The organism is Nocardia niigatensis NBRC 100131 (assembly GCF_000308655.1).
Lineage (GTDB): Bacteria > Actinomycetota > Actinomycetes > Mycobacteriales > Mycobacteriaceae > Nocardia > Nocardia niigatensis.
This window is the reverse complement of sequence record NZ_BAGC01000108.1, coordinates 1-21,873: the sequence shown is the minus strand read 5'-3', so window position 1 is coordinate 21,873 and position 21,873 is coordinate 1. Positions and strand designations below refer to the sequence as shown.

The 21,873-nt window shown below is 67.8% G+C and carries 19 protein-coding genes, 1 tRNA gene and 1 pseudogene; 11 read left to right on the top strand and 10 right to left on the bottom strand.

The annotated features are described in order from the left end of the window. Positions 1-112 precede the first annotated feature (112 nt). Positions 113-604, top strand: a complete 492-nt coding sequence (locus ON33_RS32575; RefSeq protein WP_051153255.1) for a hypothetical protein — start codon at positions 113-115, stop codon at positions 602-604. A 191-nt stretch (positions 605-795) separates the two neighbouring features. Here the strand turns inward: ON33_RS32575 and pabB are convergent, their stop codons facing one another. Beyond that, on the bottom strand, positions 796-2,928 hold the full coding sequence (pabB, locus tag ON33_RS32570) for an aminodeoxychorismate synthase component I (protein WP_051153254.1): 2,133 nt from the start codon (positions 2,926-2,928) through the stop codon (positions 796-798). A gap of 215 nt (positions 2,929-3,143) precedes the next feature. On the opposite strand from pabB, the gene ON33_RS32565 reads away from it, so the two are divergent. Further along, positions 3,144-4,208 carry a phosphotransferase family protein gene (locus tag ON33_RS32565; protein ID WP_083869481.1) on the top strand — a complete coding sequence of 355 codons (1,065 nt, stop codon included), beginning with the start codon at positions 3,144-3,146 and terminating at the stop codon, positions 4,206-4,208. A 4-nt stretch (positions 4,209-4,212) separates the two neighbouring features. On the opposite strand, the pseudogene ON33_RS32560 reads toward ON33_RS32565, so the two are convergent. Continuing rightward, positions 4,213-5,205: pseudogene (locus tag ON33_RS32560) on the bottom strand (agmatine deiminase family protein); the annotation flags it as partial. Positions 5,206-5,238: 33 nt separating this feature from the next. Then, the gene (locus ON33_RS32555; protein ID WP_040862990.1) at positions 5,239-6,429 is read right to left on the bottom strand and encodes a serine hydrolase domain-containing protein; all 1,191 of its coding nucleotides are present in this window, start codon (positions 6,427-6,429) and stop codon (positions 5,239-5,241) included. Positions 6,430-6,591: 162 nt separating this feature from the next. Between ON33_RS32555 and ON33_RS42935 the strand changes: the two genes are divergently transcribed. The 5 genes from ON33_RS42935 (at position 6,592) to ON33_RS32530 (ending at position 10,646) form a co-directional block, all read left to right on the top strand. Beyond that, a complete protein-coding gene (locus ON33_RS42935; protein ID WP_218001546.1) occupies positions 6,592-6,999 on the top strand; it encodes a hypothetical protein in 408 nt (135 codons plus the stop codon). A 108-nt stretch (positions 7,000-7,107) separates the two neighbouring features. Then, positions 7,108-7,920, top strand: coding sequence for a serine hydrolase domain-containing protein (locus tag ON33_RS32545; protein ID WP_040862988.1), 813 nt, complete (start codon positions 7,108-7,110; stop codon positions 7,918-7,920). A 122-nt stretch (positions 7,921-8,042) separates the two neighbouring features. Continuing rightward, complete coding sequence (locus ON33_RS32540) at positions 8,043-8,576, top strand: DUF3145 domain-containing protein (protein ID WP_040863062.1); 534 nt, start codon at positions 8,043-8,045, stop codon at positions 8,574-8,576. A 96-nt stretch (positions 8,577-8,672) separates the two neighbouring features. Further along, positions 8,673-9,083 carry a hypothetical protein gene (locus tag ON33_RS32535; RefSeq protein ID WP_040862987.1) on the top strand — a complete coding sequence of 137 codons (411 nt, stop codon included), beginning with the start codon at positions 8,673-8,675 and terminating at the stop codon, positions 9,081-9,083. A 171-nt stretch (positions 9,084-9,254) separates the two neighbouring features. Next, positions 9,255-10,646, top strand: a complete 1,392-nt coding sequence (locus tag ON33_RS32530) for an FAD-binding oxidoreductase (protein WP_040862986.1) — start codon at positions 9,255-9,257, stop codon at positions 10,644-10,646. Positions 10,647-10,742: 96 nt separating this feature from the next. Here the strand turns inward: ON33_RS32530 and ON33_RS32525 are convergent, their stop codons facing one another. The 6 genes from ON33_RS32525 to aceE all read right to left on the bottom strand — a co-directional run bounded on the left by ON33_RS32525 (position 10,743) and on the right by aceE (position 19,273). Beyond that, positions 10,743-12,173 carry an acyl-CoA carboxylase subunit beta gene (locus tag ON33_RS32525; RefSeq protein ID WP_040862985.1) on the bottom strand — a complete coding sequence of 477 codons (1,431 nt, stop codon included), beginning with the start codon at positions 12,171-12,173 and terminating at the stop codon, positions 10,743-10,745. A gap of 170 nt (positions 12,174-12,343) precedes the next feature. Continuing rightward, the gene (locus ON33_RS32520; RefSeq protein ID WP_040862984.1) at positions 12,344-13,594 is read right to left on the bottom strand and encodes a KasA/KasB family beta-ketoacyl-ACP synthase; all 1,251 of its coding nucleotides are present in this window, start codon (positions 13,592-13,594) and stop codon (positions 12,344-12,346) included. Positions 13,595-13,605: 11 nt separating this feature from the next. Further along, complete coding sequence (acpM, locus tag ON33_RS32515; protein WP_033086997.1) at positions 13,606-13,911, bottom strand: meromycolate extension acyl carrier protein AcpM; 306 nt, start codon at positions 13,909-13,911, stop codon at positions 13,606-13,608. Between the two features lie 105 nt (positions 13,912-14,016). Beyond that, complete coding sequence (locus tag ON33_RS32510; RefSeq protein ID WP_040862983.1) at positions 14,017-14,931, bottom strand: ACP S-malonyltransferase; 915 nt, start codon at positions 14,929-14,931, stop codon at positions 14,017-14,019. A 127-nt stretch (positions 14,932-15,058) separates the two neighbouring features. Then, the gene (locus ON33_RS32505; protein ID WP_373281077.1) at positions 15,059-16,360 is read right to left on the bottom strand and encodes a PucR family transcriptional regulator; all 1,302 of its coding nucleotides are present in this window, start codon (positions 16,358-16,360) and stop codon (positions 15,059-15,061) included. Between the two features lie 45 nt (positions 16,361-16,405). Next, the gene (gene aceE / locus ON33_RS32500; RefSeq protein ID WP_085996875.1) at positions 16,406-19,273 is read right to left on the bottom strand and encodes a pyruvate dehydrogenase (acetyl-transferring), homodimeric type; all 2,868 of its coding nucleotides are present in this window, start codon (positions 19,271-19,273) and stop codon (positions 16,406-16,408) included. Positions 19,274-19,516: 243 nt separating this feature from the next. Between aceE and ON33_RS32495 the strand changes: the two genes are divergently transcribed. The 4 genes from ON33_RS32495 (at position 19,517) to ON33_RS32480 (ending at position 21,376) form a co-directional block, all read left to right on the top strand. Continuing rightward, complete coding sequence (locus tag ON33_RS32495; RefSeq protein ID WP_040862980.1) at positions 19,517-20,074, top strand: Rv2240c family protein; 558 nt, start codon at positions 19,517-19,519, stop codon at positions 20,072-20,074. A 171-nt stretch (positions 20,075-20,245) separates the two neighbouring features. Next, a complete protein-coding gene (locus ON33_RS32490; RefSeq protein ID WP_040863061.1) occupies positions 20,246-20,668 on the top strand; it encodes a DUF3052 domain-containing protein in 423 nt (140 codons plus the stop codon). Between the two features lie 108 nt (positions 20,669-20,776). After that, positions 20,777-21,241, top strand: a complete 465-nt coding sequence (locus ON33_RS32485; RefSeq protein WP_040863060.1) for a peroxiredoxin — start codon at positions 20,777-20,779, stop codon at positions 21,239-21,241. Positions 21,242-21,304: 63 nt separating this feature from the next. Next, positions 21,305-21,376: transfer RNA gene (locus tag ON33_RS32480), tRNA-Val, on the top strand. Positions 21,377-21,703: 327 nt separating this feature from the next. On the opposite strand, the gene ON33_RS40225 is transcribed toward ON33_RS32480, so the two are convergent. Continuing rightward, complete coding sequence (locus tag ON33_RS40225) at positions 21,704-21,853, bottom strand: hypothetical protein (RefSeq protein ID WP_083869479.1); 150 nt, start codon at positions 21,851-21,853, stop codon at positions 21,704-21,706. Positions 21,854-21,873 lie beyond the last annotated feature (20 nt).

Here is a 21,873-nt window from a genome sequence, read left to right as displayed (position 1 = left end):
TCATCGTGGTCGAACTATGCCACGACCCTCCGACAGCACCGCGACCCTCCGACCCAAGCGTGTGCGCCCCGCCCTCGCGGCCAATCTGAAAATCGTGCGGCACAGTAGAGGTATGACCAACCCGAAGGGGAGCGACCGCCCGAATCCCGCCCCACGCTCGACCTCGCGCGTCCCCACCGCCGGGGACATCCTGGCGGCCGCGCAGGCCGCCGTCGAAGCCGCCCAGACCGCCGCCGGCCAGGCCCTGGACTCGGCCCAGGTGACCGCGACGACCGCCTTCGACACCGCCGTCCGGCTACCGCCCGCCTCCATCCAGCTCGCCGCGCAGCTGCCCGACCTCATCCAGAGCCTCACCATCGCCGTCGACCGCCTCAACTCCACCATCGACCGTCTCGACCGCACCCTCGCCCTCGCCGAACCCGCCTTCGTCGCCTACGACCGCGTCCTCACCCGCCTCGAATCGGTGACCGCCCTCGGCGAGGAGGTCGTCACCCGGCTCGACAAACTCCCCGGCGTCTCGCTGCTGGGCCGGATCGCCGGCGCCCGCGAGAACCCGGAACCCGAACCGCCCGAGGACAAGTCCCGCCGCTCCCGCCGCAAATAGCGGGCCCCTCCGGTCACCGGTTGCGAGCTCTCTGGCTCACCCTTCACGAGACTCGGCGTGTCGCTGCGCGGTTCGCGACGAACTCGGGCGGACACGGCGGGCGTTGTGCCGCATTGACATGGGCATCTCCGCGTTGCCAGATGACGCCAACACTCCCACCGACACCGGTCACCGACAGCGGACCGGCCGCCTCAACGGCCGGCGTGGAGAGTGGCACAGGGCGGGGCGCCCAGACCCGGCAGGGCGCGGAGGGCGGCGGCCGCCTTCCAGACCATTTCGTGGTACTCGTCGGCCGGATCGGAGTCGAGGACGACCGCGCCTCCGGCGCCGACGCGCCAGCGGTTGTCGTGGCGGACCGCGGTACGGATGACGATGTTCAGGTCGGCGGTGCCGCCGAGGCCGAGGAAGCCGATAGTGCCGGAATAGATACCGCGCGCTTCGGTTTCGAGGGAGTCGATGATCTCGAGGGTGCGGAGCTTCGGTGCGCCGGTCATGGAGCCGCCGGGAAAACACGCACGGAGACAGTCGATGACGTCCAGGTCGGGGCGGAGAGTGCCGCGCACGGTCGAAACCAGCTGGTGCAGGGTCGTATAGGTCTCGACTGCCATGAGTTTCGGGACGTGCACCGAGCCGATCTCGCAGACGCGGCCGAGATCGTTGCGGAGCAGATCGACGATCATGAGGTTCTCGGCGCGGGTCTTGGGGTTGCGGGCCAGCTCGAGCTTCAGCTCGAGGTCCTCGTCGGCGTTCGCCCCGCGCGGCGCGGTGCCCTTGATCGGCTTGCTCTCCACCGTGCGGGAGCGGTCCACCTTGAGAAAGCGCTCCGGTGAGGAAGACGCCACCTCCAGGTCGGCGAAGCGCAGGAAGGCCGCGTACGGGGCCGGATTGCACCGGCGCAGTGTGCGATACACGGTGAGGCCGTCGGCGTCGCCCGGGGGAGAGGCGCTGTCGGTGATGCAGATTTCGTACGACTCGCCAGCCAGCAGCTGCTCCCGGCAGGCCGCGACATCGGCCAGATAGCGGTCCCGGCCGCGCGTGAGGAACGGCGCGACCGTGCCCTCGTCGGCGCGCAATTCCAGCGTCGGCGGGTTCTCCCAGGTCGGAAGGGTTTCCACCACGGCCCGGGTGACGGCGAGCCAATCCTGCGCGGCGGCAGCGGCTTCCGGCTCGGCCAGCGTCAGCAGGTGGGTGCGGCCCGCCTCGTGATCCACCACGATCAGCCGGTCGGCGAAGATCCACTGGGCGTCGGGCGTGGCCGCACGATGCCCGGCGGCGGCGCCGCAGTCGGCCTTCATCTCGTAGCCGAGATAGCCGACATAGCCGCCGGCGAAATCGAAAGGCACATCCGGGAATTCGATCTCGCGGCGGCGCAGCTCGGCCGACAGGTAGTCCAGCACCCCGCCCGGCACCGTGCGCGACCCGGCCGCCGACTCGACCTCGACCCGGCCGCTGCCGACCCGATAGCGCACCACCTCCGCCAGCGGACCGGAGGCATCGCCCAGGAACGAGAAGCGGTCCAGACCCGGCTCCACATGCTCGCTGTCGAGCCAGAAGGCATGCGGGGAACCGGCGTACAGTGCGTCGAAGACGGCCTCGGCGTCGACCGCCCGCTCCACGACCGTCTGCTCGACCCGATAGCGGACGCGCTCGGCCACCGCGCGCACAGTCGTGACCCCGTCGCCGATCGGCGCGCGTACCGCGGCCGTGCGCCGGGCGGCGGGAGAAATACCCTGTCGCCGTTGATATTTCGCGGTCAAGGTCGCGAAGTTGCGCAGCAGGAGTTCCCCGTGCTCGCTGGAGATCGACTCGGGGTGGAACTGCACCCCCCACTGCGGGCGGCTGCGATGCCGCACGCCCATGATCACACCGTCCGGTGCGGTCGCGGTGACCTCCAGCGACTCGGGCAGTGGTCGCGCCGCGCACAGCGAGTGATACCGCACCGCCGAGAAGCCCTGCGGCACATCGGCCAACAGGTCCCGCCCGTCATGGATGATCGGATCCGGGAACCCGTGCCGGGCCTGCGGCGCCGCGACCACCTCGCCACCCGCCGCGATCACGATGCCCTGATGCCCCAGGCACACACCCAGCAACGGCAGCTCGGCCCGGGCGATCAACGCCGCCGAGAGGCCGAAATCGCGCGGCACATCGGGCCGTCCGGGCCCCGGGGAGATGACGATATTGTCGAATTCCGCGAGCCCGAGCTCCTCGATCGAGCCCACCTCGTCATTGCGCACGACCACGGGTTCGACCCCGTTCACCACGCTGATCAGCTGATACAGGTTGTAGGTGAACGAGTCGTAGTTATCGATCAACAGCGTACGCATTTGACCACGCACATTACGCTGTGCCTGATCTGCCCTCCGCTTCGCTCCGGGCGAGGTTCGCGGCCCCAACGCCTCGATTCTGCTCCCTCCGCTTCGCACCCCCGCTCCGAGGCGGAGGTCTATCAGGCCGCAGTCCGTAATCGAGGCGGCCGCGACCTTTCGGTGGCGATTACTGCTGGCGACTGCCTTCGGTTCGTATGGACCCCTACGGCACAATGGGCGGCATGTCTGTTGCGCAGCCGGTCGAAGTGGATCGTGACGTCGTCGATTTCGCGATCGTCGGAAAGTGGATGGAAGAGCAGGGCTTGCCCGGCGGGGAGTTCGAGGAGGTGAAGCCGCTCGGCGGCGGCACCCAGAACATCATGCTGCGCTTCCGCCGCGGCGGCCGCGAGTACGTGCTGCGCCGCGGACCCAAGCATCTGCGGGCCGCCAGCAACACCGTCATCCAGCGCGAATCCCGCATCCTCGGCGCCCTCGGCGACACCGAGATCCGCGCCCCCAAGGTGATCGCCGCCTGTCCCGACGAATCCGTGCTCGGCGCGTCCTTCTACCTCATGGAGACGATCACCGGCTTCAACCCGCAGAACGAACTCCCCGAACTGCACGCCTCCGACCCCGAGGTGCGGCGGCAGATGGGCCTGTCCGCGGTCGAGGCCATCGCCCGCCTGGGCTCGATCGACCACGAGGCGCTCGGCCTCGCCGACTACGGCAAGCCGGAGGGCTTCCTGGAACGCCAGGTGCCGCGCTGGCTCAAGGAACTCGACTCCTACAGCGCCAATGAGGGCTACCCCGGAGCGGAGATTCCCGGCGTCCAGCAGGTCGGTGACTGGCTCGACCGCAACCGCCCGGTGCAGCCGAAAGCCGGCATCCTGCACGGCGACTGCCATCTCGCCAACATGATGTTCTCCCTCGAGGGCCCCGAGGTGGTGGCCATGGTCGACTGGGAGATGTCCACCATCGGCGACCCGCTGCTGGACCTGGGCTGGCAGATCGCCACCCGGCCCGAGCCCAGCACCACCGGCGCGGCCCTGATCGGCTCGCTGGGCGCGGTCGGCGGACTGCCCACGCCCGAGGAGATGATCGCCCACTACGGGCAGTTCTCCGACCGCGATCTGAGCCATGTCACCTGGTACACCGTACTGGCGTGCTTCAAGCTCGGCATCGTGCTGGAGGGCACGCACGCGCGCGCCTTCGCGGGCAAGGCGCCCAAGCAGGTCGGCGACTTCCTGCACGCCATCACCCTCGAGCTGTTCGAGAAGGCGCGCAAGCTGATGGAGTGACGGCCTACGCGGGTTCCTGCTGGGTCGTGCAGTGGATGCCGCCGCCGCCCGCGGCGACGGCGTCGATATCGATCTGCACCACCCGGCGGCCCGGAAACAGCCGCGCCAGTGTGGCTTCCGCGTGCGCGTCGGCCTCCGGATCCCCGAACCTGGGGGCGATGACGCCGCCGTTGCAGAGGTAGAAGTTGACGTACCCGGCCGCGAACTCGTCGTCGGCGAACTCCTCACGGACCTGCTTCGGGGCGGGAAGCACCTCCACCCGCAGCGGGCGGCCCGCGGCGTCGGTGGCGGCCTGGAGGATGGTCAGGTGGCGGCGGGTGACGTCGTAGTCGTAGCTGTCCACGTCGTCCTCGCGACCGGCCACCACCACCCCGGGGCCGGCGAAACGCGCGTAGAAGTCGGTGTGCCCGTCGGTGACGTCGTAGCCCGCGATGCCGGGCAGCCAGATCACCGTCGAAATCCCCAGCAGCCGAGCCAGTTCCGCCTCCACGTCCTCGCGCTGCCGGCCCGGATTGCGATTGTCGTTGAGCACGCAGCTCTCGGTGACGAGGGCGGTGCCCGCGCCGTCGACCTCGATGCCGCCGCCCTCCAGCACCAGCTCGGTGCTCAGCAACTCTGCCCCGGTGCGTTCGGCGATCAGCCCGGCCAGCCGCGCGTCCTGGCGATGCTCCTGCTTGTCGCCCCAGCCGTTGAAGTTGAAATCGACCGCGCCCCAGCCCCCGTCACCGCGCACGAACACCGGGCCGCTGTCGCGCAGCCACAGATCGTCCATCTCCGCGGGCACCAGCGTCACCGCCGGCCCGGCCAGCGCGCGGGCCAGATCGATCTCCTCCGGCCGCACCAGCATCGACACCGGCTCGAACTTTGCGATGGCGCGGGCGATCCGGGCCACATCCTCACGGATGCGGGGGAGCAGCTCGGCCGTCCACACCCGTTCGTCGGCCCCGAATGCCATCCAGGTCCGCCGATGCGGCTGTCCTTCGTCGGGCATCACCCACGGTTGCGGCGGCATGGCGGTCATTCCCTTCGGTCAACGACAGCGGAGCAGAGCCTCACGGAGATTGCGCGAACGGACATCGTCGAGCACCGCCATACCCAGGCGGTTCATCACATAACCGAACCCCAGACCGGTTGCCGGATCGGCGAATCCGAACGAGCCGCCGTAACCGGTGGTGCCGTAGGCCCGCTTGTCGGAGCCGAACCGGAAACCGCCGCGGGACCGGCGGAAACCCAGGTGGTAGCGGCTCGGTGTGAGCAGTACCAGGTCCTCGGCCGGGACGTCGTCGGCGGTGTCGGGGGAGGCCAAGCGGTCCAGCACGTTCGGCTCGATGGGCAGCTCACCGGTCCGCCCCGCCGCCGCGCCGTACACCCGCGCCAGCGCCCGCGCGGTCCCGACGCCGCCGGCGGCCGGACTTTCCACCGACAGGAACTCGCGCCGGGCGGCCCGGGCGGGCGCACCCACCTGCGGGCTGTTCAGGGCGCGGAAGGACAGGCCGCGCTTGCTGTAGAGCTGAATGCCGATGCGCACCGGCAGATCCCGTTCATAGCGCAGGATGTCGAGGCCCTCGGTGGCCGACAACGCGGCCACCCGATCCAGCGGAACCTCGCCCGGCAGGCCGATATAGAACTCCGCGCCCAGCGGTCCGGCGATGTCCTCGGCGAAAATCCGTCCCAGCGTGCGATGCTCCGGATCGATCCGCCGCAGCAGTTCGCCCTGGTACAGCCCGGCCGTGATCGGGTGATAGCCGTGCCGGGTTCCCGGCCGCCACAACGGTTTCTGCTCGGCCAGCACCGCCGCCATCCGATCCAGATCGGCCATATCGGTGAGCCGGAACGGCCGATCCAGCGCGGCCAGCCCGGCCTGATGGTCCAGCAGCTGCCGCACGGTGATGGACTCCTTGCCGTGCGTGGCGAACTCCGGCCAGTGCAGCGCCACCGGATCCTCGTAGTCCAGCAGCCCCCGCGACACCACCGACGCCACCGCGAACGCGGTCATGCCCTTGGTCGAGGACCACGCCGGGGCCATGGTGTCGCGCTCCCACGACATCCGGCGCTTGCGATCGCGATACCCCGCCCACAGGTCCACCACCGGCCGATCCCCGTCGTAGATCGCGACCGCGGCACCGATCTCGCCGTGCCTGCTGAAGTTGCGCCGGAACGCGTCGGCGACCGGGCCGAAACCCGTGTCCACCTCGCCGTGGATCGTGACCTGCTCACTCATGATGGGTTCGATCGTAACGGGGCATACGGTTCGCGCGAGGCTTCCGTGACGCCCGTGCGCACCACTGCGACGCCAGTGCATAGCTGTGCGCAGTGCGAATCCCCCGCGAGCGGGCCACCCTGGCGCCATTTCACCCGGTCCGACCAGGCAGCATGGCCACACATGCCTGGACTCCAGTGGATTGCTATATCACTGCTGCGGGCCAATTCAGTCGAACAGCTCACCTCCGATGGCGAACACGCCGCACGGCGGCGCAGCATGGGCCTGATCTCGCTGTCGGTCAGCGCCACCCTGGGCACCGGTATCTTCGTGGCCCTGGGCGAGGCCGCGCCGCTGGCCGGGCCCGTCGTCGTCTCCTTCGTCATCGCCGCACTGGCCGCGCTGCGCTCGGCGGTGCCGCGGGAGGAACTGGTGAACGCCACCCACGCTGGTGTCCTTCGGCCTGGCCATGTGCGTGTGGCTACTGATCCATCTGCCGGTCGTGACCTGGCCGGCGTTCACACTGACACACTGTGGTCGGCGGTCGGGCTGGTGGTGTACTCCGGGTGCGGCGCAGGCGTTCGGCGATGAACCTGGTCGGGGCCGCCGAAGTCGCGGCGCTCTAGCCGGTTCGGAGCCGACCGGTCGGTGATGCAGCCCCGATCCGACCCGCCGGGCCCGGGCTCGTAGGCTCGACGCGTGCGAGCGCTGGAGCAGATTCGACAGTGGCCGGTTCGGAACGCGGCGGCGGGCGTCGCCGTCCGCGGCAAGGGCGTGGTGGACACCGAAGGCGACACCGCCCGCGTCTTCCCGCTCGCCTCGGTCACCAAACCCCTTGTGGCGTACGGGGTTCTGGTGGCCGTCGAAGAGGGCGCCATCGAGCTGGACCAGCCCGCCGGGCCGCCCGGATCGACGGTGCGGCACCTGCTCGCCCACGCCTCCGGACTGGCCTTCGACACCACCGCGGTGCTGGCCCGGCCCGGCGCGAAGCGGATCTACTCCAGCGCCGGATTCGAGGTGCTCGCGGATTTCGTTGCGGCGCAGACCGGTATCTCGTTCGATCAGTATCTGCGCGAGGCCGTATTCGAGCCGCTGGGCATGAATTCCTCGGCGCTGGTGGGTCCCGCCGGACATGCGGGGCGCTCCTCGGTCGCAGATCTTCTGCGATTCGCCAGTGAATTGCTGGAACCTCGTGTCGTGAGTGCCGAATTGGTTTCCGAGGCAAGCGCAGTGCAATTCCCGGGTCGCAATGGCGTACTTCCCGGTTACGGGTCGCAGCGCCCCAACGACTGGGGATTGGGTTTCGAAATCCGCGACCACAAATCACCGCACTGGACAGGCGGCGCGAACTCGCCGCGGACCTTCGGCCACTTCGGGCAGTCCGGCACATTCCTCTGGGTGGATCCGGATGTCGGTATGGCGTGTCTCGCGCTGGCGGACGAAAATTTCGGGGACTGGGCCCGGGCGGCATGGCCACCCCTCAGTGACGCCGTAATCGCGGAGTTCGCGTAGCCGTCGACACGGTGCTTCAAGTAACACACGCAACACCGGGCACTCCAGTAAACTCGGGCATCGCCGAGCTCGCGTAGGGGCCGTTGGGGAAGACGTCCCTCGTCGAGCCGGAGGTGTCAGTGGTGCACGCGTCTAGTCAGTTCGCGGAGGCGACGTCTGGAGTCGTCTATGTCCATTCGTCGCCGGCCGCGCTGTGCCCGCACGTCGAATGGGCCCTCACCTCCACTCTGAAGGCCCCCGCGAAACTGCGCTGGACCGCGCAGGACGCCGATCCCGGACATCTGCGCGCCACCACCGACTGGTACGGCCCGGTCGGTACCGGAGGAAAATTAGCCAGATCATTGCGAGATTGGCCCGTGCTCTATTTCGAGGTCACCGAGGACCCCAGCGAAGGCGTCGACGGCGCCCGCTTCAGTTTCGTTCCCGGACTCGGACTCTGGAGCGGCACCACCGGCGCCGGCGGCGACATCATGGTCGGCGAGATGCGGCTGCGCGCCATCGTCGCCGAGGCCCGCGCTCACGGCCGCGGCTCCGCCGCCGAGATCGCCGCCGAGATCGACCGCGCCCTCGGCACCGCCTGGGACGATGTCCTCGAGCCCTACCGCCTCGGTGGCGAGGGCGCGGAGGTCACCTGGCTGCGCCGCGACGTCGGCTGATCCACCTGCCCCACCCCCGGCTACGCGAGCCTTCTCTCCCAAACATCCCAAAACAGGCAGAATGCCCAGGGAAGGGGTACCCGACGAGGAGGATGCGTGCGGACCACAGCGATCGCGGGCGCGGCCCTGACCCTGGCGACGGCCTTCGCCCTCACCGCCTGCAACGACAGCACCCCGACCGTCGCCTCCGGCCCCTCGGCCCCTCCGAGCCCCGTCACCTCCGCCGCCGCCTTCCCGGCCGCGGGCCACGAAGCCATCCAATGCGGTTCCGGCCCCTGGGGACTCGCGGTCGTCGTCTCCACCGCCAAGGGCAACGGCTTCTGCCCCACCGCCCTCTCCGTCGCCAGCGCCTACGCCGACGAGCGGGCCAAACAATCCACCGGCGACATCGCCGTCATCGTCGACACCGTCCGGTGGGTCTGCGGCGAACGCGCGTCCACGCCCCACCCGGTGCAGGAATGCTCCAGCCAGAACGAATCCGCCGACAAGGTCCGCCTCCAGTCCTGAATCCGGTCTCGGCCCCCGTCGCGGATGAACCTCGGGTGTCCGCTGTGCGTAACGCCGGGATAGCGGCAGGACACCGAGGGGATGTCGATACGGCGCGGGGTCGAGAGCCCGGCGACCGTCATGGAACCTGGGGTCCGCCGTCACGGCGGAAACCATCGAAGGAGCGGAACCATGACCACTGTGGGGATCGATATCGAAGGCTTGCGGACGAGCGTCGACGGGGCGGTGATCGCCCCGGGCGACGCGGAATACGATGTGGCGCGGCAGGTTTGGAACGGATGCTGCGACCGCAGACCCGCGGTGATCGTCCGGCCGGCCGGCGCCGCCGGGGTCGCGGCCGCGGTGCGGGCCGCCCGCGCCTGCGAACTGGATCTGACCGTGCGCGGCGGCGGCCACAACTACGCGGGCCACGCGGTGGCCGACGACGCCATGATGATCGATCTGAGTGCCCTCGACGGGGTCACCATCGATCCGGCCGCCCGGCTCGCACACTGCGGCGGCGGCTGTACCTGGGCCGACGTCGACGCCGCGGCGACCGCGCACGCCCTCGGCCTCACCGGCGGCTTCATCAGCGACACCGGCATCGGCGGCCTTACCCTGGGCGGCGGCATGGGCTGGCTGACCATGCGTTGCGGGCTGAGCTGCGACAGCCTCGCGGCCGCCGAGATGGTCACCGCCGACGGCCGCATCATCGTCGCCTCACCGGTCGAGAACCCCGACCTCTACTGGGGATTGCGCGGCGGCGGAGGCAATTTCGGCATCGTCACCGGCTTCACCTTCGCCCTGCATACCGTCCCGTCACTGGCCCAGCTGACCATGCTGTGCTGGAACCCGGAGGACGCCGCGGCGGGTCTCGGCGCGGGCCGCGACCTGATCGAAACGCTGCCCGAGGGGTACTGTGGCGCGATCCTGGCAGTCAGCGCCCCACCTGCCCCCTTCGTGCCCGAATCCCATCACGGCCGACCGGGATTCGTTGTGGCCGTAGTTGGTTTCGGCGAACCGGACGAGCTCGCGGCCGTGGTGCGCCCCCTGCGCGACGCCGCACCCGCGCCCGCCTGGGAGCTCGTGACCCCGATTCCGTACACCGGGCTGCAGCAGATGTTCGACGAGGCGGCTCCGCGCGGGATGTTCGCCTACGAGAAGTCCCTCTACGTCGACGACCTGACCGCCGATGCGCTGGCCACCCTCATCGCTCACTTCCCACGGCGCACTTCGCCGCTGTCGCTCGTGCCGATCTTCCCGCTCCGCGGCCGATACAGCGAAATGCCTGACAGCGGAACAGCTTTCAGCGGCCTCCGGCACCCCTGCTGGGCGGTCAACATCAGTGCCATCGCCCCCGATCCCGACGGCTTCCCCGAGGAACGCCAATGGGTGCGCGATTTCTGGGACGCCCTGCGCCCCTACGCGAACTCCGCCGCCGGCTACGTCAACTTCCTGGTCGACGACGACCCCGCCCGACTTCGGGAGTCCTACGGCGACAAGTACTCCCGCCTCACCGCCCTGAAGTCCGCTTGGGATCCGGACAACGTCTTCCATCACAACGCCAACATTCCACCGGCCTGAAAAGCGCTGCGAGCCAATGAAAAGCGGGCGGTCTCCGAAGAGACCGCCCGCTTCTGTTCTGCCGTGTAGGCGACTACAGCGTTGCCGCGTAACCGATTACAGCGGAATGTTCTTGTTGTTCTGCGGCCGCGCCGGAGCGGCGGCCAGAGCGGCGGCGATGGTCGAGCGGGTCTTGGCCGGCTCGATGACCTCGTCCACCACGCCGATCGAGATGGCACGCTGCACGCCACCGGCGATGCGCTCGTGCTCCTCGGTCAGCCGCTCCAGCATGGCCTCGCGCTCCTCCTCCGGGGCGGCCGCGAGAGCCTTCTTGTGCAGGATGCCGACCGCGGCCTTGGCGCCCATGACGGCGACCTCGGAACCCGGCCAGGCGTACACGGCGGTGGCGCCCAGCGAGCGGGCGTTCATCGCGATGTAGGCGCCGCCGTAGATCTTGCGGGTCACCAGGGTGACGCGGGGGACACGGGCCTCGGCGAAGGCGTGCAGCAGCTTGGCGCCGCGGCGCACCACGCCGTCGAACTCCTGCGAGACACCCGGCAGGTAGCCCGGCACGTCGGTGACGACGATGAGCGGGATACCGAAGGCGTTGCACAGGCGCACGAAACGCGAAGCCTTCTCGGCACTTTCGGAGTTGAGGCAGCCACCCAGGCGGATCGGGTTGTTGGCCAGCACGCCGACGGTGCGGCCACCGAGCCGGCCCAGGCCGACCACCATGGAGCGGGCGTAGCCGCCCTGCAGTTCCTCGAAAGTGCTTTCGCCGTCGACATTGTCGAGCAGCTCGTTGATGATCGGCTTGACGTCGTAGGCGCGCTTGGCCGACTCCGGCATCATGGCCTTGAGGTCGACGTCGCCGTGTGCGGCGGCGGCCAGGTCGAATTCGCCCTGCTCGGCGAACATCGAGACCAGGCGGCGGGCCCGGTGCATGGCGTCGGACTCGTCGTCGGCCACGATGTGGCAGACGCCGGACTTCTTGCCGTGGGTGATCGGGCCACCCAGGGTCGCCATGTCGACGCTCTCACCGGTCACCGTCTTCACGATGTCCGGACCGGTCACGAAGACGCGGCCTTCCGGAGCCATGATCACGATGTCGGTCAGTGCGGGACCGTACGCGGCGCCACCGGCAGCGAAGCCGACCACCACGGAAATCTGGGGAACCTGGCCGGACGCGCGGACCATGGCCTCGAAGACCAGGCCGACCGCGTGCAGGGCCTCGACGCCCTCGGCCAGACGAGCGCCGCCCGAATGCCACAGGCCCACAACGGGAACCTTGGAATCGATGGCGGTGTCGATCGCGTCGACGATGTGCTTGCAACCCTCCACGCCCATGGCGCCGCCCATCACGGTGGCGTCGGAGCAGTAGGCGACGGTACGAACGCCGTCGACCTCACCGATGGCGGCGAGCACACCGGACTTGTCGCGGGGGTGAAGCGGGAGAACGGTTCCGGGGTCGAAGAAGCGCTGCAACCGACCCAGCGGGTCACGGGGATCGGTCGTGGTGTCCGCGTGTGCGGGGGCCATAATGGTCATCGCAAACTCTCCTCTTGAGGAAAATGCGGTCGCTGAGAGCGGCTGCGAATGTCGATGTCCCGGCAGGGATTTCGAGTGCGGGGTCTCCAATCGAGACCCCTGCCGGGACCGCTTGTCTTACTGACCGGTAAAGCTGAGCCGGAATTCCGGTTTACCGGGATGAATCCGTGTCAGTACCGGCCGAAGGCGAGCGCGACATTGTGCCCACCGAAACCGAAGGAGTTGTTGATCGCGTACTCGATGTCCTGACGGCGAGCCTCGCCGTGCACGACATCCAGGTCGATCGCCGGATCCTGGTTGTCAAGGTTCAGCGTCGGAGGGACGATGCCGTCCCGGATGCTGAGCACCGTGAGCACCGACTCGAGGGCGCCGACAGCACCGATCGAGTGGCCCAGGGCCGACTTGGGCGCGTAGACCGAAGCGTGCTGAACGCCGGCCTTGTGAATCGCGTTGGCCTCCGCGGTGTCACCCACCGGGGTGGCAGTCGCGTGGGCGTTGACGTGGGTGATGTCCTTGGGGGACAACCCGGCGGTCTGCATCGCGCGCTGCATGGCGCGAGCCGCACCGCTGCCCTCCGGATCGGGCGCCACCAGGTGATACCCGTCGGAGGTGATACCCGCGCCCATGAGGCGGGCGTGGATGGTGGCGCCACGAGCCTTGGCGTGCTCCTCGGTCTCGATGACCATGAGCGCGCCCGCTTCGCCGAAGACGAAGCCGTCGCGATCCTTGTCGAAGGGGCGCGAGGCCGCCTTCGGATCGTCGTTGCGAGTCGACATGGCCCGCATCATGGAGAATGCAGCGATCGGAATCGAGTCGATGAAGCCCTCGACACCGCCGGTGACGACCATGTCGGCGTCACCCATGACGATCATCCGCCACGCGTTGGCAATGCCCTCCGAACCCGACGAACACGCCGAGACCGGAGTGATCACACCCGCGCGGGCCTTGAGTTCGAGACCGACGACGGCGGACGGACCGTTCGGCATGACCATCTGAACAGCCAGCGGCGAAATCTTGCGATAGCCACCGTTCTTCAGCTTGTCCACCGAGTCGATCAGCGCGTCGCCGCCGCCGAGACCGGTGCCGATGGCCACACCCAGCCGCAGCGGGTCAACCTCGGGAGAGCCGGCGTTCTTCCACACCTCGCGACCGAGCACGGTCGCCAGTCGCTCGACGTACGCCATGCGACGGATTTCGACCCGATCGAGCAGCGTGTCCGGCGACACCTTCAGGTGGCCGCCGATTCGAACCGGAAGGTCGTACTCCGCAATGAAGTCGTCCTCGAGAGTGTCGATGCCGCTCTCGCCATTGAGGAGGCCCTTCCACGTCGCATCGACGTCACCGGCGATCGACGTGGTCGCCGCCATGCTCGTTACGACGACGTTGGGAAAGTTCCCGTTCAAGGTGGAAGGAGTGGTCACGGTGTCGGTTCCTACTCGCCCTCGGCGCCGAACTTGGCCTTCAGCTCAGCGGCCGCGTCGGAGTTCTCGGCCTCGAGCTTCTGGATGTACGCCACCGCGTCGCCAACGGTCTTCAGGCTCGCCAGGTCCTCGTCGGGGATCTTGACGCCGTACTTGTCCTCGGTCTGGACGGCGATCTCGACCATCGACAGCGAGTCGATGTCCAGGTCGTCGACGAAGGACTTCTCGATGGTGACCTCGGAGGGCTCGATACCGGTCACCTCTTCGATGATCTTCCCGAGCTCTTCGACGATCTGTTCCTGGGTCAGAGCGGCCACTGTGGTGGCTCCCTTCTTGTTTCCTGTAGAGGGTTGGATGTGTTGTTTCTTTGTTTGCGACCCGGTTGCTCCATCGCCGTTGATGGGAGCGGGCCGCGAGCCAAGCTAGCTTGCCGCGGTGAGTTCGGCGAGCGCGGGGAGGTCCGCGGGTGTCTTCAGCGCCAGATTCGGGGTGCCCTTGAGCTCCCGCTTGGCGATGCCGACCAGGGTGCCCGCCGGCGGCAGCTCTGCCACCGCGGAAACCCCTGCCGCACGGATCGTTTCGGTGCACAGGTCCCAGCGCACGGGGCGCGTGACCTGGGCAGCGAGCTTGTCGATCGCATCCTTGCCGGAGCTCACCGGCTGCCCGTCGAAGTTCGACAGCAGCGTTCGGACCGGCTCGTTGGGAGCGATCTTGGCGATGGCCTCCGCCACTGCGTCCTGGGCGGGTGCCATGAACGCGGTGTGGAAGGCGCCGGCGACCGGCAGGCTGCGGACGCGGGCCTTTTCGGGCGGGTTCGCGGCGAGGGCTTCGAGCGCCTCGAGCTTACCCGCGGCCACGATCTGACCCACCGCATTGCGGTTGGCCGGAATCAGGCCGAGTTCGTCGAGACGAGCGAGCACCTCCGCTTCGTCACCACCGAGCACCGCGGACATACCGGTCGGCTCGAGTGCGCAAGCTTTGGCCATTTCCGCTCCGCGGATGGCGGCCAGGACCACCGCGTCATCGGCGGAGATGACTCCGGCGACGGCAGCGGCGGCGAATTCGCCGACCGAGTGTCCGGCGACGACTGTATCCGCGGAAAGCGAATCCTGGGGGATTTCCGCGAAAGCCATCAGGGCGGCCGCGACGACCAAGGGCTGCGTGACAGCCGTGTCGACGATCTCATCGGCGGTCGCAGTCGTGCCCAACCGCAGCAGGTCCAGCCCCGCGGCCTTCGACCACAGCGCGAGGCGGTCCGCGGCGCCGGGAAGTTCGAGCCAAGGGGTGAGCATGCCGGGGGTCTGAGAGCCCTGTCCAGGGGCGAGCAATGCGATCACGACTCAAGAAAACACTGTGAGGCCGCTCTCACGAGATGTCGGCGCGAATGAAGCTTGGTTGGCAGTTTTGTGAGGAGTCCACAAAAGACCTAGTGGGCTGTCCGGATCGCCCGATGCCCGAATCTTGTTACACCCCATCCTTAGTGTCTGTGATGGGAGTCACATCAGTGGCAGGAGTCGGCGATTCGTTACGAGTTCGTGTCAACCTGCCCACTGTGGCGGCGATTCGTAACACGTAGGCATCGCGCGGGTTCATCGGATCCCGGCCCGTTATGTCGCCGATCCGCTTCAAGCGATAGCGCACTGTATTTGGATGAACGAACAGCTGGCGGGCGCAGGTTTCGACGGCTCCACCGCAATCCAGATACGCGTCCAGCGTGTCCGACAAATCGGCGCTGGCGGCGGCCAACGGTAGTACGAGAAGCTCGTTCAGAGCGTCCACCGCGGCCCGGTCACCCAGCAGGGCCCGCTCGGGCAAGAGTTCGGAGGCGTGCACCGGGCGTGGCGCACCGCGCCAGCCCACCACGGCCTCCATTCCGGCCATCGCCTCCACCGCACTGACATGCGCGGCGGACAGGGCCCGCATGGTCGGGCCGATCACCACCGGCCCCTCCGAGAACGCCTCCGCGAGCAGATCCGCGAGGAACTGCGACGGGTACAGCGTGTCTCCAAGATGTCCGCTGACTACCATCACCAGCCGCGAACCCTGCACCACGGCGAGCGCGTTGCGGCCGTGCCGGGCGGCCACACTATGTACGGAACTGACAACGGCCACCTGATCCTTGGGGGGAGTTCCCACCAGGACCGTCGCGGGAGCGGTCGCGTCCCAATTGAGAGTGGCCGCTCGCGAGAGCATCTCGGGGCCGGTGTCGCCGCGCACCACCGCGTCGACGACCAGGGCCTCCAATCGGGTGTCCCACGCGCCGCGCGACTCCGCGGCCGAGGCGTACACCGAGGCGGCCGCGAAGCCGAGCTCACGCCCGTATCGCAGCACCGCCTCGGTGAGCGCCACCAGCTGACGGTCGTTGCGCGCCAGCGCCGGCAGCCACTGTTCGAAGAACTCCATGGCCACCCGGACCATGTCGACGGTCTGGCGCAGTGTGAGCCGCCGCGCCAGATCGTCCGGAATCACTTGGAAGGCATCGAGACTGAACCGGATATCCGATTCCGGGTCCTGCAGCCACTCCAGGAAGTTCACCACCGCCGTCTGCACCAGCATCTGGACGCCGGCCCGCTGGGCGGCGTCCAGATTGGCGAAGAACGGCAACCGATCCTGCATCGAGGCCACGGCCTCGGTGGACAGGCGACCGGAGAACTGCTTGACCCGTTTCAGGAGGGTGTCCGGAAGCGGGTCGCGCGTCTGCCGATTCGGGGAGAGCGCGCCGGTCGGGAGATAGACCTCGTGGGAGGAGGTGCCCTCTTCGTTGATCCGGCGCGGCCTCGGCGGTTTACGTTCCACGGTATTTATGTTCGGTTATGCGTCGCCGCCTTCGGTACCGGGTGCCGCCTTCGGCGCGGCGTTCACATCGTCGATGGCGTAGCGGTTCGCCGCCTCGGCCACCGTGGCGGGTGAGATACGGCCCTGAGCAGCGAGACCCTGCAGCGCGGCGACCACGATGGACGCGGCGTCCACATTGAATACGCGGCGTGCCGCCGGGCGCGTGTCGGAGAAACCGAAACCGTCCGTGCCCAGGGTGATGTATTCGGTGGGCACCCACTGGCGGATCTGGTCGGGCACCGCGCGCATCCAGTCGGAGGCGGCCACGACCGGGCCCTGCGCCTTGGACAGCACCTCGGTGATGTACGGCAGACCCGGATCCTGGTCGGGGTGACGGAGTTTCGCGATCTCCTTGGCCAGCGCCTCCTTGCGGAGCTCACCCCATGAGGTCACCGAGTAGACATCGGCCTGCACGCCCCACTCCTGCGCCAGCATCTCCTGTGCCCGCACACCGTCGGGCATGGTGACGCCCGCGACCAGGATGTTGGCGCGCAGGTCGCCGGCGCCCGCGGGACGGTAGAGGTAGATGCCCTTGAGCAGGCCCGCCACGTCCAGGTTCTCCGGCTCGGGCGGCTGTACGTAGGGCTCGTTGTAGAGGGTGATGTAGTAGAAGATGTCCTCGCCGCCGAATTCGTGGTGCACCGAATGGGATTCGGGATCGGTGCCGGGCAGCGCCTCCTGATAGCCCTGGGCCAGGCCACCGCCGTACATGCGCCGCATGCCGTCGCGGACGATGTGGGCGATCTCGAAGGAGAAGGCCGGGTCGTAGGCGACACAGGCCGGGTTGGTGGACGCCAGCAGCAGCGAGTGACCGTCGTTGTGCTGCAGGCCCTCACCGGTCAGCGTGGTTCGCCCGGCGGTTGCCCCGAGCACGAATCCGCGTGCCATCTGGTCCGCCGCCGCCCACAGGCCGTCGCCGGTGCGCTGGAAGCCGAACATCGAATAGAAGATGTAGAGCGGGATCATCGGCTCGCCGTGGGTGGCATAGGAGGTGCCCACCGCGGTGAAGCTCGAGGTCGAACCGGCCTCGTTGATGCCCTCGTGCAGAATCTGGCCGATGCTCGACTCTTTGTAGGCAAGCATCAAATCCGCGTCGACCGATGTGTACAACTGGCCGTTGCGGTTGTAGATCTTCAACGAAGGGAACCACGAGTCCATACCGAAGGTGCGGGCCTCGTCGGGGATGATCGGGACGATGCGCTTGCCGATTTCCTTGTCGCGCAACAGCTCCTTCATCAGGCGCACGAAGGCCATGGTGGTCGCCACCGGCTGCTTGCCCGAACCCTTGCGGACCGAACGGTAGGCGTCGTCGCCGGGCAGTTGCAGTGGGTTTGCCAGCGTGCGGCGCTCGGGCACGAAACCGCCCAGCTGCTTGCGGCGATCCATCATGTACTGGATCTCGGGCGCATTCTGGCCGGGGTGGTAGTAGGGCGGCAGGTAGGGATTCGCCTCGAGCTCGGCGTCGGTGATCGGAATGCGCTGCACGTCGCGGAACGCCTTCAGATCGTCGAGGGTCATCTTCTTCATCTGGTGCGTGGCATTGCGGGCCTCGAAATGCTTGCCCAGGCCGTAGCCCTTGATGGTCTTGGCGAGAATGACCGTCGGCTGACCCTTGTGGGCCATGGCCGCGGCGTAGGCGGCGTAGATCTTGCGGTAGTCGTGGCCGCCGCGCTTGAGGTTCCAGACCTCCGCGTCCGACAGGCCCTTGACGAGTTCCTTGGTGCGCGGGTCGCGGCCGAAGAAGTGCTCGCGCACGTAGGCGCCGTCATTGGCCTTGTAGGTCTGGTAGTCGCCGTCGGGCGTGGTGTTCATCAGGTTCACCAGCGCGCCGTCGCGGTCGGCCTGCAGCAGGGCGTCCCACTCGCGGCCCCACACCACCTTGATGACATTCCAGCCGGCGCCGCGGAAGAACGACTCCAGCTCCTGAATGATCTTGCCGTTGCCGCGAACCGGGCCGTCCAGGCGCTGCAGGTTGCAGTTGACGACGAAGGTCAGGTTGTCCAGGCCCTCGTTGGCGGCCACCTGGATCAGGCCGCGCGACTCCGGCTCGTCCATCTCGCCGTCGCCGAGGAACGCCCACACGTGCTGATCGGAGGTGTCCTTGATACCGCGGTCGTGCAGGTAGTGGTTGAAGCGGGCCTGATAGATGGCGTTCATCGGGCCCAGACCCATTGACACCGTGGGGAATTCCCAGAAGTCCGGCATCAGGCGCGGGTGCGGGTACGACGACAGGCCGTGGCCCGGGCCGCCGTGGCTGTACTCCTGGCGGAAGCCGTCCATCTGGTCCGTGGTGAGGCGGCCTTCCAGGAAGGCGCGGGCATAGATGCCGGGGGAGGCGTGGCCCTGGATGAACACCTGGTCGCCGCCGCCCGGGTGGTCCTTGCCCCGGAAGAAGTGGTTGAAACCGACCTCGTAGAGCGCCGCCGAGGACGCGTAGGTCGAAATGTGGCCGCCCACACCGATTCCCGGCCGCTGGGCACGGTGCACCATGACCGCGGCGTTCCAGCGGATGTAGGCGCGGAAGCGGCGCTCCACCTCCTCGTCGCCGGGGAACCACGGCTCGTTCTCGGTGGGGATGGTGTTGACGTAGTCGGTGGAGGTCAGCGCCGGGATGGCGACGTGGCGCTCACCGGCGCGTTCGAGCAGGCGCAGCATGAGGTAGCGGGCGCGGCCGGGGCCCTCGCGGGTGAGCATTTCATCGAAGGAGTCGAGCCATTCACTGGTCTCCTCCGGGTCGATGTCCGGCAGGTATGACGCCACCCCCTCGCGAATCACTCGAACCCGGCCTCCCGCCGGGGATTTGCGTGTCGATCCATTGGTGGAATTCGACGAAGTCGGGTGCATCAAGTCGGTCAAGACGTTTGCTCCTCGTACACATGGGGTGGGACATCTGGTGTGGCGTCAATACCCCGGGTATCCGCTGATGGGCGGCATACCCGTAACGATTGGTTTGGGGCGCATCTCACATCCTTGTCGATGATGCGACCCAGGTCATCATGTCAGCCGGAAATCCAGTACGGTTGCGCAGGGAACCGCGCCGCTCGCGACGCCATCCAACACCGCCGGGCTGGATCGGGGAGGAACCAAGTGAAGTTACTGAACCCGCAGGGGTTCGGGTTGGTGTGCGCGGCCGCGGCGGTGGCGGGGGGATTGGTTCTAGCCGGGTGCGCGAACACGGTCGAGGGTACCCCGACCGCGAATCAGGTTCAGGTGACGTCGTATAGGGCAGAGGCCGCGTCTTCCTCGGCGGCGGCCGCCTCCTCGAAAGCGGCCGCGGCGACCGCCAAGGCGACCGCCGACAACTGCGACCCGTTCCGCAAGACCACCGGAACCGCTGTCGACCGCTACAACGAATTCGTCGACGCGCACGACGGGAACGCGGCCGACCAGATCGCCAAGCGCGACGCGGCCGCCGGGGCACTCGAGGACGCGGCGAAGACGGTCGAGACTCAGGTCGGCGCGTCGGGCGCGGACCTGCCGGCGGATCTGGGGCAGAAGTTCGGCGACTACGTGACCGCGGCGCGAGCGCTGGGCGCGGAGGTGCGGAAGATGACGGCCAGCTCGTCCGTGGCGCCGCTGAACGACGCAAGTCGCAAGGTCAACGATGCTCTGACCGCGGTTCGCAACGCCTGTCCGGCCAAGTGATCCGGGCCCGCGTGCCGGGTGTCCGGGGATGTGAGACCGGGCTGTCCGACGGATCTCACCGGTCTCACATACGACATTTAGGGTGCGATTTCGGCCGATCGGCTTGCGCTGAGGGCTTTTACCATGTTCGCTTGCAACTACCTATTGTCGGGAGTTGAGGAGGACACCACCGTGGTCGCCGCGGCGGACGCGCAGAACTACGCTCAGAAGCTTGGCATTTCACACGACATGGTGGTTCAGGAACTGGGCTGGGACGAAGATACCGACGACGCGCTCCGCGCCGAGATCGAGGAAACCACCGGTTCCGAGCTGCTCGACGAAGACACCGACGAGGTGGTCGACGTCGTGCTGCTGTGGTGGCGTGAGGGTGACGGTGACCTGGTGGATGAACTGCTGAACGTGATCACCCCCCTCGCTGACGACGGCGTCGTGTGGGTGCTCACCCCCAAGACCGGCCAACCTGGCCATGTCGATCCGAGCGAAATCGGCGAGTCGGCCACCCCCGCCGGCCTCACCGCGACCACCCCGGTCTCCCTGGGCACCTGGACGGGCACCAAACTCACCCAGCCCAAGACGCCCTCCAAGCAGCGCTGAGGCCTCCACTAAGGTTTCGGTCAACCGAGTGACAACGGTGGAATCCGTGTGTTTCCACGGCGTGTCGCTCGGTGCTGTGCTCAGGACATGAGGATGGAGGGGAAGGTTATGCCGCTCGAGGTCGGTTCGGTCGCACCGGACTTCACGCTGAAGGACCAGAACAATCAGGACGTCACGCTGTCGAGCTTCCGCGGCGAGAAGAACGTCCTGATCGTGTTCTACCCGCTGGCCTTCACCGGCATCTGCCAGGGCGAACTCTGCAAGGTTCGGGACGAACTGCCCAAGTTCCAGAACGACAACGCGGAAATCCTCGCCATCTCCGTAGGCCCCCCGCCCACCCACAAGATCTGGGCGGCGGAACAGGGCTACACCTTCCCCCTCCTCAGCGACTTCTGGCCCCACGGCGAGGTAGCCCAGACCTACGGCGTCTTCAACGCCAAATCCGGCTACCCCAACCGCGGCACCTTCGTCATCGACAAGGACGGCATCATCCGCTTCGCCGAAATGAACGGCCCCGGCGAGCCCCGTGACCAGCACGCTTGGGAAAAAGCCCTCGCCACACTAGATTCATAACCCGTTGCCCGGGCACCCGTTGCCCAACGCAACCATCCAACCCGGGCCCAGGCCCGGCAGTTGGGGCGTATAGCTCAGCGGTAGAGCACTGGTTTTACACACCAGCGGTCGGGGGTTCGATCCCCTCTGCGCCCACATTCGAAAACCCAAGTCATACCTGGGATTTCGGGTATCAGATTCGATCTTTGATGCGTTTCGTGCTCGCATCTGTGCAGCCGCTATCGCTAGCTGATTGTTCGCCGATGTGGGCGCAAGCGCGGGGAGTGTCCCATGGCGGGTCGCGTAACTCGTGCGATACGAGCCGTGGGCCCAAGCCGCCTGCCACCACTACCGGGCCGCGCTATCGCCCGCTGCCACCCCGGATACCGAACACTCACACATCGCTCGCACAGCGAAGCGATTTGTCATGCACGACTCCAGGTTCGGGGTGTTGCGACGACCGCCAGTACGTGGAACGGGGGTTCAGCCGACCGGGAGTTTCACCACCGCATTGGAGCCCATGTCGGTGACGTATACGTTGTTCGCCGTGTCGACCGCCATGCCCTGGGGATTTTGGAGCCCGGTGAACGGCAACGTGGTCGGCGTCGACGCGCCCGCCGCCAACCTCGCCACCGATTCGTTACCCCAGTCGA

Excerpts from the sequence above, each read along its gene's own strand:
- ON33_RS32575 (WP_051153255.1), top strand. The coding sequence starts at position 113 with ATGACCAACCCGAAGGGGAGCGACCGCCCGAATCCCGCCCCACGCTCG.
- pabB (WP_051153254.1), bottom strand. The coding sequence starts at position 2,928 with ATGCGTACGCTGTTGATCGATAACTACGACTCGTTCACCTACAACCTG.
- ON33_RS32565 (WP_083869481.1), top strand. The coding sequence starts at position 3,144 with ATGGGCGGCATGTCTGTTGCGCAGCCGGTCGAAGTGGATCGTGACGTC.
- ON33_RS32555 (WP_040862990.1), bottom strand. The coding sequence starts at position 6,429 with ATGAGTGAGCAGGTCACGATCCACGGCGAGGTGGACACGGGTTTCGGC.
- ON33_RS42935 (WP_218001546.1), top strand. The coding sequence starts at position 6,592 with ATGCCTGGACTCCAGTGGATTGCTATATCACTGCTGCGGGCCAATTCA.
- ON33_RS32530 (WP_040862986.1), top strand. The coding sequence starts at position 9,255 with ATGACCACTGTGGGGATCGATATCGAAGGCTTGCGGACGAGCGTCGAC.
- ON33_RS32525 (WP_040862985.1), bottom strand. The coding sequence starts at position 12,173 with ATGACCATTATGGCCCCCGCACACGCGGACACCACGACCGATCCCCGT.
- aceE (WP_085996875.1), bottom strand. The coding sequence starts at position 19,273 with ATGCACCCGACTTCGTCGAATTCCACCAATGGATCGACACGCAAATCC.
- ON33_RS32485 (WP_040863060.1), top strand. The coding sequence starts at position 20,777 with ATGCCGCTCGAGGTCGGTTCGGTCGCACCGGACTTCACGCTGAAGGAC.